The sequence below is a fragment of the Bradyrhizobium yuanmingense genome (assembly GCF_900094575.1).
In the GTDB taxonomy this organism is placed as follows: Bacteria; Pseudomonadota; Alphaproteobacteria; order Rhizobiales; family Xanthobacteraceae; genus Bradyrhizobium; species Bradyrhizobium yuanmingense.
In genome coordinates this window covers 12022-25646 of record NZ_FMAE01000013.1, presented here as the reverse complement: position 1 = coordinate 25646, position 13625 = coordinate 12022, and the positions used below count along the sequence as shown (strand labels likewise).

14 protein-coding genes and 1 pseudogene are annotated in these 13625 nt (G+C 59.9%); all 15 read left to right on the top strand.

Annotated elements, in window-relative coordinates; all coding sequences use genetic code 11:
- Positions 1 to 3 precede the first annotated feature (3 nt).
- The 15 genes and pseudogenes from cybH (at position 4) to GA0061099_RS33920 (ending at position 13608) form a co-directional block, all read left to right on the top strand.
- Entirely contained in the window at positions 4 to 699 is a 696-nt protein-coding gene (cybH, locus tag GA0061099_RS33995) for a Ni/Fe-hydrogenase, b-type cytochrome subunit (RefSeq protein ID WP_036031267.1), read from the top strand.
- A gap of 30 nt (positions 700 to 729) precedes the next feature.
- Positions 730 to 1314, top strand: coding sequence for a HyaD/HybD family hydrogenase maturation endopeptidase (locus GA0061099_RS33990; RefSeq protein ID WP_036031270.1), 585 nt, complete (start codon positions 730 to 732; stop codon positions 1312 to 1314).
- Positions 1315 to 1330: 16 nt separating this feature from the next.
- Positions 1331 to 1621, top strand: a complete 291-nt coding sequence (locus GA0061099_RS33985; RefSeq protein ID WP_036031272.1) for a HypC/HybG/HupF family hydrogenase formation chaperone — start codon at positions 1331 to 1333, stop codon at positions 1619 to 1621.
- 184 nt (positions 1622 to 1805) lie between these two features.
- On the top strand, positions 1806 to 2240 hold the full coding sequence (locus GA0061099_RS33980; RefSeq protein WP_036031275.1) for a hypothetical protein: 435 nt from the start codon (positions 1806 to 1808) through the stop codon (positions 2238 to 2240).
- A complete protein-coding gene (locus tag GA0061099_RS33975) occupies positions 2237 to 3094 on the top strand; it encodes a hydrogenase expression/formation protein (protein WP_081493078.1) in 858 nt (285 codons plus the stop codon). Before GA0061099_RS33980 ends, GA0061099_RS33975 begins: the two co-directional genes overlap by 4 nt.
- 85 nt (positions 3095 to 3179) lie before the next feature.
- On the top strand, positions 3180 to 4271 hold the full coding sequence (locus tag GA0061099_RS41545; RefSeq protein WP_036031277.1) for a hypothetical protein: 1092 nt from the start codon (positions 3180 to 3182) through the stop codon (positions 4269 to 4271).
- A complete protein-coding gene (hypA, locus tag GA0061099_RS33965; protein WP_036031281.1) occupies positions 4264 to 4605 on the top strand; it encodes a hydrogenase maturation nickel metallochaperone HypA in 342 nt (113 codons plus the stop codon). The genes GA0061099_RS41545 and hypA overlap by 8 nt, the downstream gene beginning before the upstream one ends.
- The gene (gene hypB, locus GA0061099_RS33955; protein WP_050996257.1) at positions 4605 to 5552 is read left to right on the top strand and encodes a hydrogenase nickel incorporation protein HypB; all 948 of its coding nucleotides are present in this window, start codon (positions 4605 to 4607) and stop codon (positions 5550 to 5552) included. Before hypA ends, hypB begins: the two co-directional genes overlap by 1 nt.
- Complete coding sequence (gene hypF / locus GA0061099_RS33950; RefSeq protein ID WP_036031286.1) at positions 5549 to 7804, top strand: carbamoyltransferase HypF; 2256 nt, start codon at positions 5549 to 5551, stop codon at positions 7802 to 7804. Before hypB ends, hypF begins: the two co-directional genes overlap by 4 nt.
- Position 7805: 1 nt before the next feature.
- A complete protein-coding gene (locus GA0061099_RS33945) occupies positions 7806 to 8042 on the top strand; it encodes a HypC/HybG/HupF family hydrogenase formation chaperone (RefSeq protein WP_074448267.1) in 237 nt (78 codons plus the stop codon).
- Positions 8039 to 9181, top strand: a complete 1143-nt coding sequence (hypD, locus tag GA0061099_RS33940; protein ID WP_036031292.1) for a hydrogenase formation protein HypD — start codon at positions 8039 to 8041, stop codon at positions 9179 to 9181. The genes GA0061099_RS33945 and hypD overlap by 4 nt, the downstream gene beginning before the upstream one ends.
- The gene (hypE, locus tag GA0061099_RS33935; protein ID WP_036031295.1) at positions 9178 to 10224 is read left to right on the top strand and encodes a hydrogenase expression/formation protein HypE; all 1047 of its coding nucleotides are present in this window, start codon (positions 9178 to 9180) and stop codon (positions 10222 to 10224) included. The genes hypD and hypE overlap by 4 nt, the downstream gene beginning before the upstream one ends.
- 381 nt (positions 10225 to 10605) lie before the next feature.
- Positions 10606 to 11715: pseudogene (gene ald, locus GA0061099_RS33930) on the top strand (alanine dehydrogenase).
- Positions 11716 to 12444: 729 nt separating this feature from the next.
- The gene (locus GA0061099_RS33925; RefSeq protein WP_036014930.1) at positions 12445 to 12648 is read left to right on the top strand and encodes a 4Fe-4S binding protein; all 204 of its coding nucleotides are present in this window, start codon (positions 12445 to 12447) and stop codon (positions 12646 to 12648) included.
- Positions 12649 to 12975: 327 nt separating this feature from the next.
- Positions 12976 to 13608 (top strand): cupin domain-containing protein, encoded by a 633-nt coding sequence (locus GA0061099_RS33920; protein ID WP_074448266.1) that lies wholly within the window; start codon positions 12976 to 12978, stop codon positions 13606 to 13608.
- Positions 13609 to 13625 lie beyond the last annotated feature (17 nt).

The following is a 13625-nucleotide window of genomic DNA, read 5'->3' as shown; positions in this document are numbered from 1 at the left end:
TCCATGCTGGATAGGGGGAAGCTCCTCACCGCCGACGATGCGGCACCGACTGATCGCAGCATTGGCGGTGGCGTCGCCCACGTTTATGCGCCGGTGCGACTGTGGCATTGGGCTAACGCGGCGGCCATTCTGGTACTAAGTTTAACCGGCTACCTTATTGGGACCGGCACACCAGCGATGAAGGGAGAGGCAAGCCGCAATTTCCTGTTCGGCTATATCCGCTTTGCCCATTTCGCGGCGGGATATGTGGCCAGCGTTGGCTTTCTTCTGCGCATCTACTGGGCCTTGATGGGAAATGCGCATGCCATCCAGATCTTTTGCGTGCCGCTCTGGCGCGGGTGCTTCTGGCGGGAGGTGTATCAGGAGATACTCTGGTATGCGTTCCTTACAGGGGATCCTGACAGGCGCCCCGGGCACGATCGCCTTGCTCAGCTCGCAATGTTCTTCATGTTTACACAGACGATCACGTTCATGGTCGTCACTGGCTTTGCACTTTATGGGCAAGGTGCCGGTACTGACAGCTGGCAGTACAAGGTGTTCGGCTGGCTGTTTTCAATCTGGCCGAACAGTCAGGACGTCCACACCTTGCATCATCTCGGCCTGTGGGTCATCGTGATGTTTGCGCTGGTCCACATCTACGCGGTGATCCGGGAAGACATCATATCGCGGCGCAGCTTCTTTTCCAAAAAGATCGGCTGAGCGCGGGTTTGGCGATTGACCGGGAAGCGAATGCTCAATCCGAAAGACAAAAAACGAATCCTCGTGCTCGGCATCGGCAATATCCTGTGGGCCGATGAGGGCTTCGGCGTGCGAGTGGTCGAAGAGCTTCATAGCCGCTACGCCGTCGATAATAATGTCACCGTCCTCGATGGCGGCACCCAGGGACTCTACCTCGTCAGTTTTCTTGAACAGGCCGATTGCGTGGTCGTGTTCGATGCCATCGACTATCGATTGCCGCCCGGCCAGTTGGAGCTTGTACGAGATGACGAAGTGCCAAAGTTTACTGGTGCCAAGAAAGTGAGCCTGCATCAGACCGGTTTTCAGGAGGTCTTGAGCGCGGCCGATTTTCTTGGCCGCCGCCCGCGAGAGCTCGCTCTCATCGGCTGTCAGCCACTGGACCTGGAGACTTGGGGCGGTCCTCTGACCGCGCCGGTGCGCTTTCAGATTGGGCCTGCGATTGAACTGGCTTGTAAGCTCCTAGCGCAGTGGGGCTCGCCGGCAAAACCGCGGGGCGCGCCGCTGCCTGCATCAGAACGGCTGTTGGCGAACAATATTGACCATGCGAATTATGAGATGAGGGCGCAGCCCGTCTAGCGGCCTGAGACTGACAATGTGCCTTGGCTTGCCAATGACGATTGCCGAGACCGACGGTATCACGGCGCTGTGCGAGTATGGCAATGAACAGCGGCGCGTCTCGGTCATGCTGCTCGCCGATGTACCGGTCGGCGCCAAGGTGCTCGTTCATATCGACAGCGCGGTGCGGGTTTTGGACGACAATGAAGCAAGGCTGATCTCGGAAGCACTTGACGGGCTTGAGGCCAGCCTCAACGGCCAGGACATCGATCGATTCTTTGCGGACTTGATCGGTCACGAGCCACAATTGCCGGAGCACTTACGCTAGCCGTTCCGCTCACTTGCGCCGACTGAAGGGATCTCACAATTCGAATTCCAATCGCACGTAACGTTTGCCTGGAAAATATCAGGCGTTTCGCCGTTGCTCCGAGCGCGAGTTGCGGCCAGAGCATTTGGCATGCGCCTTGCTAACCGCCTGCTAGCAGAAGCGAACAATATGAGAAAGGCGTCTGATGAAATTGCAGCCGGAGCAGCATGGTTCAGCGCGACCCCCTCCGTTCGACGTGGAGGGCGTCAGCGTCGATGCGCGCCTAGCCGTGCACGCTCAAGCGACGGTGACTGTGATGCCGCTGTCCGCGGCCGAACTCCGGATCATCCAGCTCGCGTTCTTCCTTCCTAAAGTTGTCAAGAAGTTTCGGCAAGGCACGCAAGGCGCAGTGGTGTCCCGCATCGTTAATGGCACACGAGTCGGCAGGCTCGGCCGACGTAGACCGTCGACGCCGAGCCTATGCGCTAGGCACGATGAACTCTGCCTGGTCGGCAAGAGATCGGGCCGTTTGCTCGCGATCAACCGCATCTCCGTACCGATCATTCGGGCACACGCCGCCAGCACTTGGGTCGGCAAGTGCATTGCCTCTCGGTACAGGCAGTGGAACATCGCATCATGAAAACGGCGATCCCCACTGTATCCGGCGGCGCTGAGCGGGCGACGAGCGACCTCGCCACTGGCCCTGCGAGTCTCGATGTATTCCATACCGGCCCCATGAGTGTGCTCGCCCGCCGCGCCTGGGGCGATGCGGACGAGCGTGGAAGGAACTATCCGAACGCCACCTTGCTGTTAGCAAACGCCGCTGCTGCCGTTCGCCGTCAGAGAAGCGGTGCTCGGACACAACTTTACGGGCTCGCAAATCTCAGCGATGGCGAACGCAAGTTGATTGACGAATTGCTCGGAGAAGGTGAGGTGGCCGGCGTGGTTGCGCTGCCAGATGGCTCTTTGGCGCAAATCCGGGAGTCAGTGCTCGCGGGAATCTGGCGCGTGCGCATCGGCGCGGAGCCTGCGCATGAATATGTTGAGGTCGGGTCGATTCCGCAGATTGTGCGGCGTGCCGCAACTGACTTGACGTCCGCCGATCTTGTGATCCGCACGCCGCCGAATGGCGCGATGAACGTTCAACCGGTGCTGGCCCAAATACGCGAGCGGGCGAGGGTCTGGCGATTAGGCATGCACGCCTATGTCATCAATCTGACGTCACTGCCAATGAGCATTATCGACTTGGCATTCCTACAGCAAAGCTTGGGCAATGGACCGGTCCAACTCATGTTGCACGGCTACAGCACCTGCCGAGTGCAGGCGACCGGGATCAGGAATGTCTGGTCCGTGCAGTTCTTCAATTCTACGGACGACATCATCCTTGATACGCTGGAGGTCGGCGGCGTGTCGATTGTTGCGTTGGCTGCTGATGAGGATTTCCAGGACTCAGCCGAGCGCATGCAGGAAATTATCGAGGCGTATTTCACATGAAGACGTCGGCGCATCGGGTGCGATCCCGCAGACGGCGCATGCGCATGGACTATAGCTTGCGCGGGACGATGGCGGAGTGTTGCGCATGAGCCTTGTTGCCCGCAACAAAATCGATGTACGCATATTGCTAGCTGCCGACGTAGTCGCCTCGGTCGAGATCCTGCCGCGAGTCCGGCCGCCGCTGGCGCGCGCGTTCGCCGGAAAGGAGCCCTCGACAGTGCTCAACGTGCTGCCGCGGCTTTTCGCGTTGTGTGTCGCTGCGCAGCAAACTGCATTATTGTCCGCCATCGGGACGGCCCGCGACGAAGTGATCACCCGCGCAACAAGGCAGCAGCGTATTGCACTTATCGTTACTGAGCGCATCGCGGATTTGGCACGGAGCCTTTTTGTCGGACATCTTACGTTAGATGTCGCCAGTGCGGCGGCAATCCGCTCCCTGATGTCGGAATTGTCAGCGTTTGTCCGCTCCGCACAGCCAACCTGGAGCTCCGCTCAACGCGAAGCGACCGCGCGGATTGTCGCTGCGCTGGCCGCGCTAGGTCTATATGAGGGGGAGGCGCTGAGGTCTGGTAGCCCGCTGGCGCTTCGCGTTACGGCGCTTAATGACGTCGACGTGAAGTCAATTCCGGCGGGGCACTCATTCTTGTCTGTTGCTGACGACCCCAACATCACGAAACGGTTGCTCGGGGATGACTCGACGTTCTGCTATTCTCCCGATGTTGACGGACATGTGCCCGAGACGGGTCCATGGGCGCGCCAGATCAGCCGGGATGGGGTCCCGCTGGGACCCTTCGGTGCGGCCGAGCGGCTGATGGCCAGACTTAATGAAATCCTGCGGCTATGTGCCTGGCTCAAGGCCGGCGCTCAGATTGGAGCCGCGGAGCATGGGATTATCGAAAGATATAAGCTAGGGCCGCGCCGTGCAGCGGCCGCGGTCGAATGCGCCAGGGGCCGTCTCTACCACGCGGTTGAACTCGATGCTCAGGGCAGAATATCCCGCTTCGAATTCCTTGCGCCGACGGAGTGGAATTTCCACCGGCGCGGACCGCTTGTTCGGAACCTGCAAGGCGCGGTGCTGACGGCTCGAAGACGCGAAGATGCAGTCCATGCGGTGATTGCATCGCTCGATCCGTGCGTCGCGTTCACCCTCAACCTTAGCGAAGTTCGCGATGCATGAAATGGCGATTTGTCTTGGCATCATTCAGATCGTCGAGGAGAAGGTACACGAGCGATCCTCTTCGCGGGTGCGGAGCATCTGTCTGGAGATGGGAGCGCTGAGTCATGCGGCGCCTGAAGCGATCAGGTTCTGCTTTGCTGCCGCTGCAACGCGGACCGTTGCCGAGGGCGCGGCTCTTAATATCGTCGAACTGCCCGGCGTTGCCTGGTGCATGAGCTGTTCGAAGAGCGTCGAAATTGCTCGGCGCGGTGAGTGCTGCCCTTGCTGCGGCAGCTATCACTTGCAGGTGACCGCGGGCGAACAGATGCGCGTGAAAGAGTTGGAGATCGATTGATGTGTACCATTTGCGGCTGCCACCAAGGGACGCCGTCCACAAAACGCGCCGAGGCGAATGATGCGGAGAGCCATGAGCGATCCCTTCAGGACGATCGCGATTGCCATTCTGCCCTTCCGCCGGGCGACCGACGGCCGCCGCAGTCAAACCACGCTGGTGATCGCTATAAGCGCTGTCCTCGCTCAGCCAATCACCAGGCGCATAACGCGCAGGCGCTTCCGAGCGGCGTCGATCCGCCTGATTTGAGGGGCTGTGGCATGACCAGAACGCGGCTCGTTGAGATTGAGCGCGATATCCTGGACAAGAATAATGGAATTGCGGCGAACAATCGCGGGCTCTTCGTAGCCGATGACCTGCTTGTATTTAATCTTTTGTCCAGCCCCGGTGCCGGTAAAACGACACTGCTCGTCCGCGCGGTGTCCGAGCTCAAGTGCAGCCGGTGGGTCGGGGTCATCGAAGGGGACCAGCAGACCTCGAACGATGCCAAACGTATTCAGGCCGCCGGCGTGCCAGCCGTTCAAATCAATACCGGCAAGAATTGTCATCTCGACGCTGCAATGATTGGCGACGCTTATCGCCGCCTGCCGCTGCTCTCGGGCGGTATTCTCTTCATCGAGAACGTGGGTAATCTGATCTGTCCCGCTGCCTTCGATCTTGGCGAAACCTGCAAGATCGTAGTGTTCTCGATTACTGAAGGTGAAGACAAGCCGCTCAAATATCCTGATGTGTTTGCCGCTTCGTCGCTCATGGTGATTAACAAGATTGATCTAGCGTCGCTGCTCGAATTCGACGTGGGCAAGGCCATCGAATACGCCAGACGGGTCAACCCAAAGATCGACGTGATTGTAGTTTCGGCTCGGACTGGCGAAGGCTTTGCCGCGCTCTACGCCTGGATCGATAGACAGGCGGGCCGTCAGAGGCGCGCCTTCGAGGACAAAGGGCGATGAGCGCCGCAGCCACCTGCGACCGAACACGGCTGCGCGTGGTCGTGAGTGGGGCAGTGCAAGGGGTCGGCTTTCGTCCTTACGTCTATGGACTTGCCGTTCGGTACGGATTGGCGGGGTTTGTCATCAATGGCCCTGAGGGCGTCATCATCGAGGTTGAGGGCCACCGTGCCTCGGAGTTTGTCGCCACGTTGCCGCTCGAGGCGCCTCCATTGGCACGTATAGTCGACATCTGCGTTCGCGAGACTACGGCGCTCGCGGCGAAGGGCTTTTCGATCGGGACGAGCGAAGCCGGCAAATTGTCAACGCAGATCGTCGCTGACGCCGCGGTCTGCCAGCAATGCCTCAAAGAGCTATTCGATCCAGAAAATCGGCATTACCTTTATCCCTTCATCAGTTGCTGCCATTGCGGTCCACGCTACACCATCGCCGAACGGCTTCCGTACGATCGCCGCAACACTGTGATGAGGGCTTTTAGTTTGTGCGCCGCGTGCGCGGCTGACTATGCCGATCCGGCAAGCCGCAGGTTTCACGCGGAGGCGATCGCGTGCCCAGCATGCGGTCCTCGGCTTAGCCATGGGATCAGCGATATTGTCGCGGCAATCGCGCGGGGGCAGATCGTGGCGATAAAGGGGCTGGGCGGATACCAGCTTCTTTGCGATGCGCGTAATCAGGACGCCGTGCAGCGTTTGCGCAGGAGAAAGCACCGCCTTCAGAAGCCGTTCGCGGTTTTGGTCGATTCCGTCGAGCGCGTCAGCGAGATCGCGGCGGCGAACGCGCCCGAGCTAGCGCTGCTAGAATCCGTAGCACGTCCGATCGTCCTCCTGCCATCACGCAACAATCTGGCGCCCGCCATAGCACCTGGTTTATCGCGAGTGGGTGTCATGCTGCCCGTACTGCCGCTGCATCACCTCATCTTCCATGCGCTTCGCTCGCCAGGTACACGTGCGGGGTCTAGCCCCGTCATCGTGGCCACCAGTGCCAATATTTGCGGCGAACCGCTGCTGATTGATAACGCGCAGGCATTGCGGCGGCTCAACGGAATCGCCGATCTTGTCGTGACCCATGATCGCGATATCTTGACGCGTGCTGATGATTCCGTGGTTTCGGTGGTGGCTGGCCGGCCGCAATTCCTTCGTCGTGCCCGTGGCTATGTTCCCGAGCCGATCCGCCTTGCGAGAGCCGTCCCGCCCGTGCTCGCTGTTGGCGGCGAACTGAAATCGACCGTCACCATCACCCGGGACAACCAAGCGTTCGTCTCTCAGCATATTGGCGATCTAAATACGGCCGAAGGCATCCGTGCGTTTGAGAGGACGATCCGACACCTAACATCGAGCCTTGACGTGGAACCTGTCGCTTTCGCCCATGATCTGCATCCCGATATGGCTTCTACCCGCTTTGCGCAAGAAAATGCTCGCGCGCTGATCGCGGTCCAGCATCACCACGCACACGCTGCCGCAGTGATCGCCGAGCATGGCCATGTGGGACCAGCGCTTGCCCTGGTGCTCGATGGCCATGGCTTCGGCTCCGACGGCGGTAACTGGGGTGGCGAACTATTGTTGTGCGAAGGGACGTGGTCCCGACGCATCGGGCACTTAGCGCCCATGCAGATGCCTGGTGGAGATCGTGCAGCCCGCGAGCCGTGGCGCATGGCGGGCGCAGTATTACACGGGCTCGGCAGGGGTAACGAAATCGGGCAGCGCTTTGCGGCGCAACGGCAAGCCGGGTGTGTGTCGGACTTGCTCGATCAGCCGGGCGGGACCACCACGACCAGTGCGGGACGGTTGTTCGACGCAGCAGCGGCGCTGCTGGGGATTGCGCATTTGCAGAGCTATGACGGCGAAGCAGCGATGAAGCTCGAAGCGCTGGTGCGGCGGGCAGCGATTCTCGAAGCCGGCTGGACGATCGATGGCGGCGTGCTGTCGCTTCGTCCGCTATTTTCGCGGTTGATTGCTGATGACATCGATGCCGCAGGCGGAGCTGGGCTGTTTCATGGCACTTTCGTCGCCGCCTGCGTCGACTGGGTCACGCGCGCCGCGCGGACAACCGGCGTCAATACCGTCGTTCTGAGCGGCGGCTGCTTCCTGAACGCGGTGCTGGCGGACGAGATCCCGCGCGGTTGCAGCGCTGCCGGTCTTTCACCGTTGGTGCCGCGGCGGCTGCCGCCCAGTGATGGCGGTTTGAGCCTTGGTCAAGCCTGGATTGCCGCTCTACAGATTGCTCAACAGTCGTCCGCCAGGGGAGGAACTGCCTGACATGTGTCTTTCGGTTCCGGCGAAGATCGCGAAAATTCTACCCGACGACATGGCTCTCGTGTCGATCGATGGCCTCAGCCTGGAGATATCGATTGCCCTCGTCGACGAGCTCGATGTCGGCGATTACGTCCTCGTCCATGTCGGCTACGCGCTCGCCAAGATCGATCCGACAGAAGCCAAACGCACGCTGGAGCTCCTGCAGGAGCTGGGCAGCGCCGCGCAGGAATGCCGGTCATGAAATATTCTGATGAATTTCGCGACAAGATCATCGCGCAGGGACTTGCGCGTGCGATTGACGCTGAGGTCAGTTCGCAAAGAGCCTATCGGTTCATGGAATTTTGCGGCGGACACACTCATGCGATCTCCCGCTATGGCCTCGAGGATCTGCTGCCCGCGAACGTCCGGATGATCCACGGCCCCGGTTGTCCCGTCTGCGTTCTGCCCGCAAGCCGAATCGACATGGCGATCCGGCTCATCGACCGACCAGAGGTCACTCTCTGCGTCTACGGCGACTTGATGCGCGCGCCCGGGTCGCAAGGACAGTCCCTGTTGCGAGCCAAAGCGCTGGGCGCTGACATTCGGATGGTCTACTCGACGCTCGAAGCTATCCGGCTCGCCGAACAGATGCCGGGCCGCGAGGTGGTCTTCTTTGCCATCGGATTTGAGACCACGACACCCCCAACGGCGAACATGATCCGGATTGCCGAGAGCAAGCGGATGGAGGGGCTGAGCGTGTTCTGCAATCACGTGCTTACACCCTCTGCGATGCACAGCATTCTCGAGAACCCGAAGATCCGCAACACCGGCGGCGTCCCAATTGACGGCTTCATCGGGCCTGCACATGTCAGCACCATTATCGGTACGCAGCCTTACGAGCCGCTGGCAGAACAGTTCGAGAAGCCGATCGTGGTTGCGGGATTTGAACCCCTCGACGTGCTGCAAGCTATATTGATGCTGGTGCGGCAAGTGAATCAACACCGCTATGAGGTAGAAAACCAATACAGCCGTGCAGTGACACGCGAAGGCAATCGGCGCGCCAAGGGCGAGGTGTCGCAGGTGTTCGAACTGCGTGATCAGTTTGAATGGCGGGGGCTTGGACTCGTACCCAACAGCGGACTGAAGCTGAAGCGGTCGTATGCAAAATTCGACGCCGAGACGCGTTTTGCGATCCACGACATGCCTGTCGCAGACAATCCGGCGTGCGAGTGCTGTGCGATCCTGCGTGGCGCCAAACGGCCGGTCGATTGCAAGTTGTTTGGAAACATCTGCACTCCGGAAACGGCCATAGGGGCCTGCATGGTGTCATCAGAAGGGGCTTGCGCGGCGTACTGGACCTATGGCCGAGTTCGCGATGAACGGGTGAGGCAGAGGTCATGAGCGTGAAAGCCTATCCACGCAAGCTCGACGTAAAGAACGGGCGCGTTGAACTTTCCCACGGATCTGGGGGCCGTGCCATGGCACAGCTGATCTCCGACCTTTTTCACCAAGCCTTCGGTAATGAATGGCTCGCCCGCTGCAATGATCAGTCGGCGTTTGACGTTTCGGCAGGCAGAATGGTGATGACGACCGACGGCTATGTGGTTACACCACTGTTCTTTCCCGGCGGTAATATCGGGTCATTGGCTGTGCACGGCACGATTAATGATGTGGCGATGTCCGGTGCGCGTCCCCTCTATCTGTCAGCCAGCTTTATCATCGAGGAGGGTTTCCGGTTTTCGGATCTGAGGACGATCGCGGATTCGATGGGCGCGGCAGCACGCGGGGCCGGCGTTTACATCATTGCCGGGGACACCAAGGTCGTCGAGCGCGGCAAGGCAGACGGTCTGTTCATCTCCGTGGCCGGGATCGGGCTTGTGGCCGATGGGCTGGATCTGTCCGCCGACAAGGTAAGGGTCGGGGATCGTGTGCTGGTGTCCGGAAGCCTCGGCGACCATGGGGTGGCGATCATGTCAAAACGTCAGAACGTCGCTTTTCAGACCGAAATCGTCTCGGACTCAGCAGCGTTGCATAATCTCGTAGCGGTCATGATTGCCGCCGGCGGTGGCGGCATCCGGGTGATGCGCGACCCCACGCGCGGCGGGCTAGCTGCGGCTCTCAATGAGATTGCACATCAATCCGACCTTGGGTTCCATCTGCAGGAATCAACCATTCCTGTGAAGCCTGCGGTTGCGGCTACTTGCGAGCTGCTTGGACTCGAGCCGATCCATGTCGCCAACGAGGGCAAGCTGGTTGCGATCGTCGCGCCTGATTCGGCCGATGCCGTGCTTGCTGCCATGAAAGCGCACCCGCTCGCGACCGATGCAGCTGATATTGGTGAGGCGGTGGCTGACGATCACAAGTTTGTGCAGATGACCACCGGTTTCGGCGGTCGACGCGTCGTCGACTGGCTGTGGGGCGAACAATTGCCTCGGATCTGTTGAACAGGGTACGCAGTGTCGATTTTCTGGAAGCCATCAGTGGTCATTGGCCATCAACTCCTGGAGCGCTATCGCTTGATAGGCAATCCTGCCAAACACGCGAAACGCCATCTTTACTGCTTTCGAACTTCGGCAGGCTGTGATTTCGGTCGTTAGCTTCTCTGCGAGCCGAGACCGCAATTCGGAACTATTTATCGCCTATCGCTCAGTGTCGACGGTTAAGCTCAGCGAGCAAGGTCACACGATCCGCTCGGCACCCGTGGGTTTGAAATCCTGCGAAGCCTGTCAAATATCGCTGAATTCCTGCGCCATTTCGGTCGGTTGCGTCGCGATATCGCTGCTCGCTTCCGATAAGAAAGGCCGCGTCAGGCAGGGAGTTATCAAATGAAGGTCGGAGTCCCAAAAGAAATCAAGGCGCACGAATATCGCGTGGGCCTTACTCCTGGAGCTGCCCGCGAATACGTGGCAGCGGGCCACAGCGTGATGATCGAGACCGATGCGGGCGCTGGCATTGGTGCAACCGATGACGATTATCGCAATGCTGGCGCAACGATTCTAACTTCCGCCGTTGAGGTATTCGCCTTGACCGAGATGATCGTAAAGGTCAAGGAGCCTCAGCCGTCCGAATGGTCTCAGCTGCGTGAGAATCACATCCTCTTCACTTATCTGCATCTGGCTCCCGACCTGGACCAGGCTACCGGCCTCCTGGAATCAGGATGCACTGCGACGCCTATGAGACTGTAACTGATGCGCATGGTGGTCTTCCACTGCTGGCGCCGATGAGCGAGGTCGCGGGTAGGCTTGCGATCGAAGCGGCGGGTAGCGCCCTAAAGCGGAGTACAGGCGGACGAGGGCTGCTGATCGGTGGGGTGCCCGGTGTTCAGCCTGCCCGAATCGTGGTGATCGGAGGTGGCGTCGTCGGTACGCACGCGGCACGCATGGCGGTCGGTCTGGGCGCAGAAGTGACCATCATCGATCGTTCGATAATCCGGCTCCGCGAGCTGGACGAGCTATTCGAAGGACGCGTTCGCACCAGATTTTCAACTCGAGTCTGTAGAGGAAGAGGTATTTGCGGCGGATGTGGTGATTGGTGCCGTGCTCGTTCCAGGTGCGAGCGCGCCGAAGCTGGTCCGCCGGAGCATGCTGAGCTCGATGCGCAAGAGGGCGGTACTCGTGGACGTCGCTATCGATCAGGGCGGCTGCTTTGAGACATCACACCCAACCACTCACGCGGATCAAACTTACGAAGTAGATGGCATCATTCATTATTGTGTGGCCAATATGCCCGGCGCCGTTCCGCTGACCTCGAGTCAAGCACTGAATAACGCAACTCTGCCGTTTGGTTTGGCTCTGGCCAACAAGGGTTTTTCCGCCGTGCTCGAAAATCCCCATTTGCGCGCAGGCCTCAACGTCCATCGGGGCCGGCTAACTTACAAAGCGGTGGCCGAAAGCCTCGGGCTGCCCTTCTCACCGATCGAACAGGCTGCGGCCTGATCCCAAAGGCCCTCATGGGCGTTTCCTCCGTGACTAAGCCACCCTTTGGGGTGGCTTTTTTTTCGGCTACACCCATCGACTGACGCCGCCGGCATCTATTTTGAGCGCGGAGCGTAGGTAGGATCACCAAACGAACACCTGGCTTCAGTCGCCCGCACGTGGGGGAGACAGTGTACTTTTGCGGCGGATGTGAATGCCGGTTCTGCCCGCAATACGGGGCAACTGAAAATGCGTTCCGCGGGCCCTGAGAGGGACGCGCATCACGGGTGTGACTGTATCTGGAGCGACCGCCGTGACCTTCTGACTGGCTGTGGCGAGGCAGACTGGTGAGGACCTGCCGGTTGCTGCCCGTGATGCTGTCGCGTAAGCCGCGGCTGTCCCGGTGAGTGGAATTAACAAGATGCGCTCTGGTTTGGACCCGCGGAGAACTTCGTGATGCCGCGCGACGCATCGATCTTAGCCGCGGCACGAAGGCGTTGGGGAGGATCTCAGATCGTCCCCCCTGAGTCTGGAGAAGGTGGTTCACCTGATCTGACTGCTGTGAATCAACCATGCGCAAATCAAAGCATCGAGATCAAGCCGCCACGCCCCTTGTAGGATTTGCGACAGCGTGTCGAGGCGGCGATTTGCGTTATCGAAATTACTCCAGACGAATCAAGTTCAAACTGTCTGGCACAAGACTTGATAGCAAGAAACTGTCCCGCACCTTTTGCTTATGGAATCGCAGTGATGGCTTACAAGATAATCGCATCCCAGTGCACCGTCTGCGGTGCGTGTGAGTTCGAGTGTCCCAATGCTGCGATCAGCCTGAAGAACGACATATATGTGATCAATCCGTCCCAGTGTACCCAATGTGAAGGGCATTTTGACGCGCCACAATGCGCGGTCGTTTGCCCGGTGCCCGATACCTGCGTGCCGGCAAAGGTAGGGTAGCCGACGAGAGGAGCTCCCGCACGAACATAATGAACACGCTCTCGACACCGCCGCCTTTCCTAACCGTCTCCTGTTTTTCTCACTTGCTAGCCGCGAGCTCGTGGTGACTCACGCGAGCCGCTCGCAGAGCTTGCGGCGGAACGAGCGCACCGCCCCGAGACCCCGGCAAAGGGACAGGAGTGAGCTTTAGTTTTTCTAAATTTTTCTGGCAAAATTTCATCACGACTAAATACAGCAGTCACCGCATTGCTGAAATGCGTCAGCTTTTTACCTGACTGAAGCCGCGGGCTCGATACCCGAGGCTGAGATGACGCATGGGAGAGCGACATGGATGGTCGCGGCGATACCAACGGCACCAAGGACGCTTCCACGATCGAAGCCGACGATGCGGTCGACCAGCGCCTGGGTGAAACCGTGCGGCTGCTGCGGCAGCGCGCCGGCCTTTCGATCCAGGACGTCGCCAACAAGACCGGCCTGTCGACCGGCATGATCAGCCAGCTCGAACGCGCACGCGCGATGCCCTCGATCCGCACGCTGCGCCTGCTCTCAATCGCGCTCGACGTTCCCATCTCCTATTTCTTCGAGAGCAGCGATCCTGCCGAAGCGCCGCGCTACACCGTGCGCAAGAACGCCAGGCGGCTGCTGCGGCTCACCGCCAGCGGCGTCGTCAAGGAAGCGCTGACCCCGGAAGGCAAAGGCCAGCTCGAGCTCTACGAGCTCACGCTCAACCCCGGCGCCTCCTCCGGCACCGACTTCCTGCAGCACACCGGCGAGAAGGCGGGCTACATCCTCTCGGGCAGCCTGCGGCTGTGGCTCGACAACCAGGCCCATGTGCTGGAAGCCGGCGACAGCTTTCGTTTTCCGAGCATCGTGCCGCACATGTTCGACAACCCGACCCAGCAGGTGGCGCGCCTGATCTGGGTGACGACGCTGCGCCAGACCGACTCGCCGGCGGGTTGAGGCGCGCCAAGGGGTGT

Excerpts from the sequence above, each read along its gene's own strand:
- cybH (WP_036031267.1), top strand. The coding sequence starts at position 4 with ATGCTGGATAGGGGGAAGCTCCTCACCGCCGACGATGCGGCACCGACT.
- GA0061099_RS33990 (WP_036031270.1), top strand. The coding sequence starts at position 730 with ATGCTCAATCCGAAAGACAAAAAACGAATCCTCGTGCTCGGCATCGGC.
- GA0061099_RS33985 (WP_036031272.1), top strand. The coding sequence starts at position 1,331 with ATGTGCCTTGGCTTGCCAATGACGATTGCCGAGACCGACGGTATCACG.
- GA0061099_RS33980 (WP_036031275.1), top strand. The coding sequence starts at position 1,806 with ATGAAATTGCAGCCGGAGCAGCATGGTTCAGCGCGACCCCCTCCGTTC.
- GA0061099_RS33975 (WP_081493078.1), top strand. The coding sequence starts at position 2,237 with ATGAAAACGGCGATCCCCACTGTATCCGGCGGCGCTGAGCGGGCGACG.
- GA0061099_RS41545 (WP_036031277.1), top strand. The coding sequence starts at position 3,180 with ATGAGCCTTGTTGCCCGCAACAAAATCGATGTACGCATATTGCTAGCT.
- hypA (WP_036031281.1), top strand. The coding sequence starts at position 4,264 with ATGCATGAAATGGCGATTTGTCTTGGCATCATTCAGATCGTCGAGGAG.
- hypB (WP_050996257.1), top strand. The coding sequence starts at position 4,605 with ATGTGTACCATTTGCGGCTGCCACCAAGGGACGCCGTCCACAAAACGC.
- hypF (WP_036031286.1), top strand. The coding sequence starts at position 5,549 with ATGAGCGCCGCAGCCACCTGCGACCGAACACGGCTGCGCGTGGTCGTG.
- GA0061099_RS33945 (WP_074448267.1), top strand. The coding sequence starts at position 7,806 with ATGTGTCTTTCGGTTCCGGCGAAGATCGCGAAAATTCTACCCGACGAC.
- hypD (WP_036031292.1), top strand. The coding sequence starts at position 8,039 with ATGAAATATTCTGATGAATTTCGCGACAAGATCATCGCGCAGGGACTT.
- hypE (WP_036031295.1), top strand. The coding sequence starts at position 9,178 with ATGAGCGTGAAAGCCTATCCACGCAAGCTCGACGTAAAGAACGGGCGC.
- GA0061099_RS33925 (WP_036014930.1), top strand. The coding sequence starts at position 12,445 with ATGGCTTACAAGATAATCGCATCCCAGTGCACCGTCTGCGGTGCGTGT.
- GA0061099_RS33920 (WP_074448266.1), top strand. The coding sequence starts at position 12,976 with ATGGATGGTCGCGGCGATACCAACGGCACCAAGGACGCTTCCACGATC.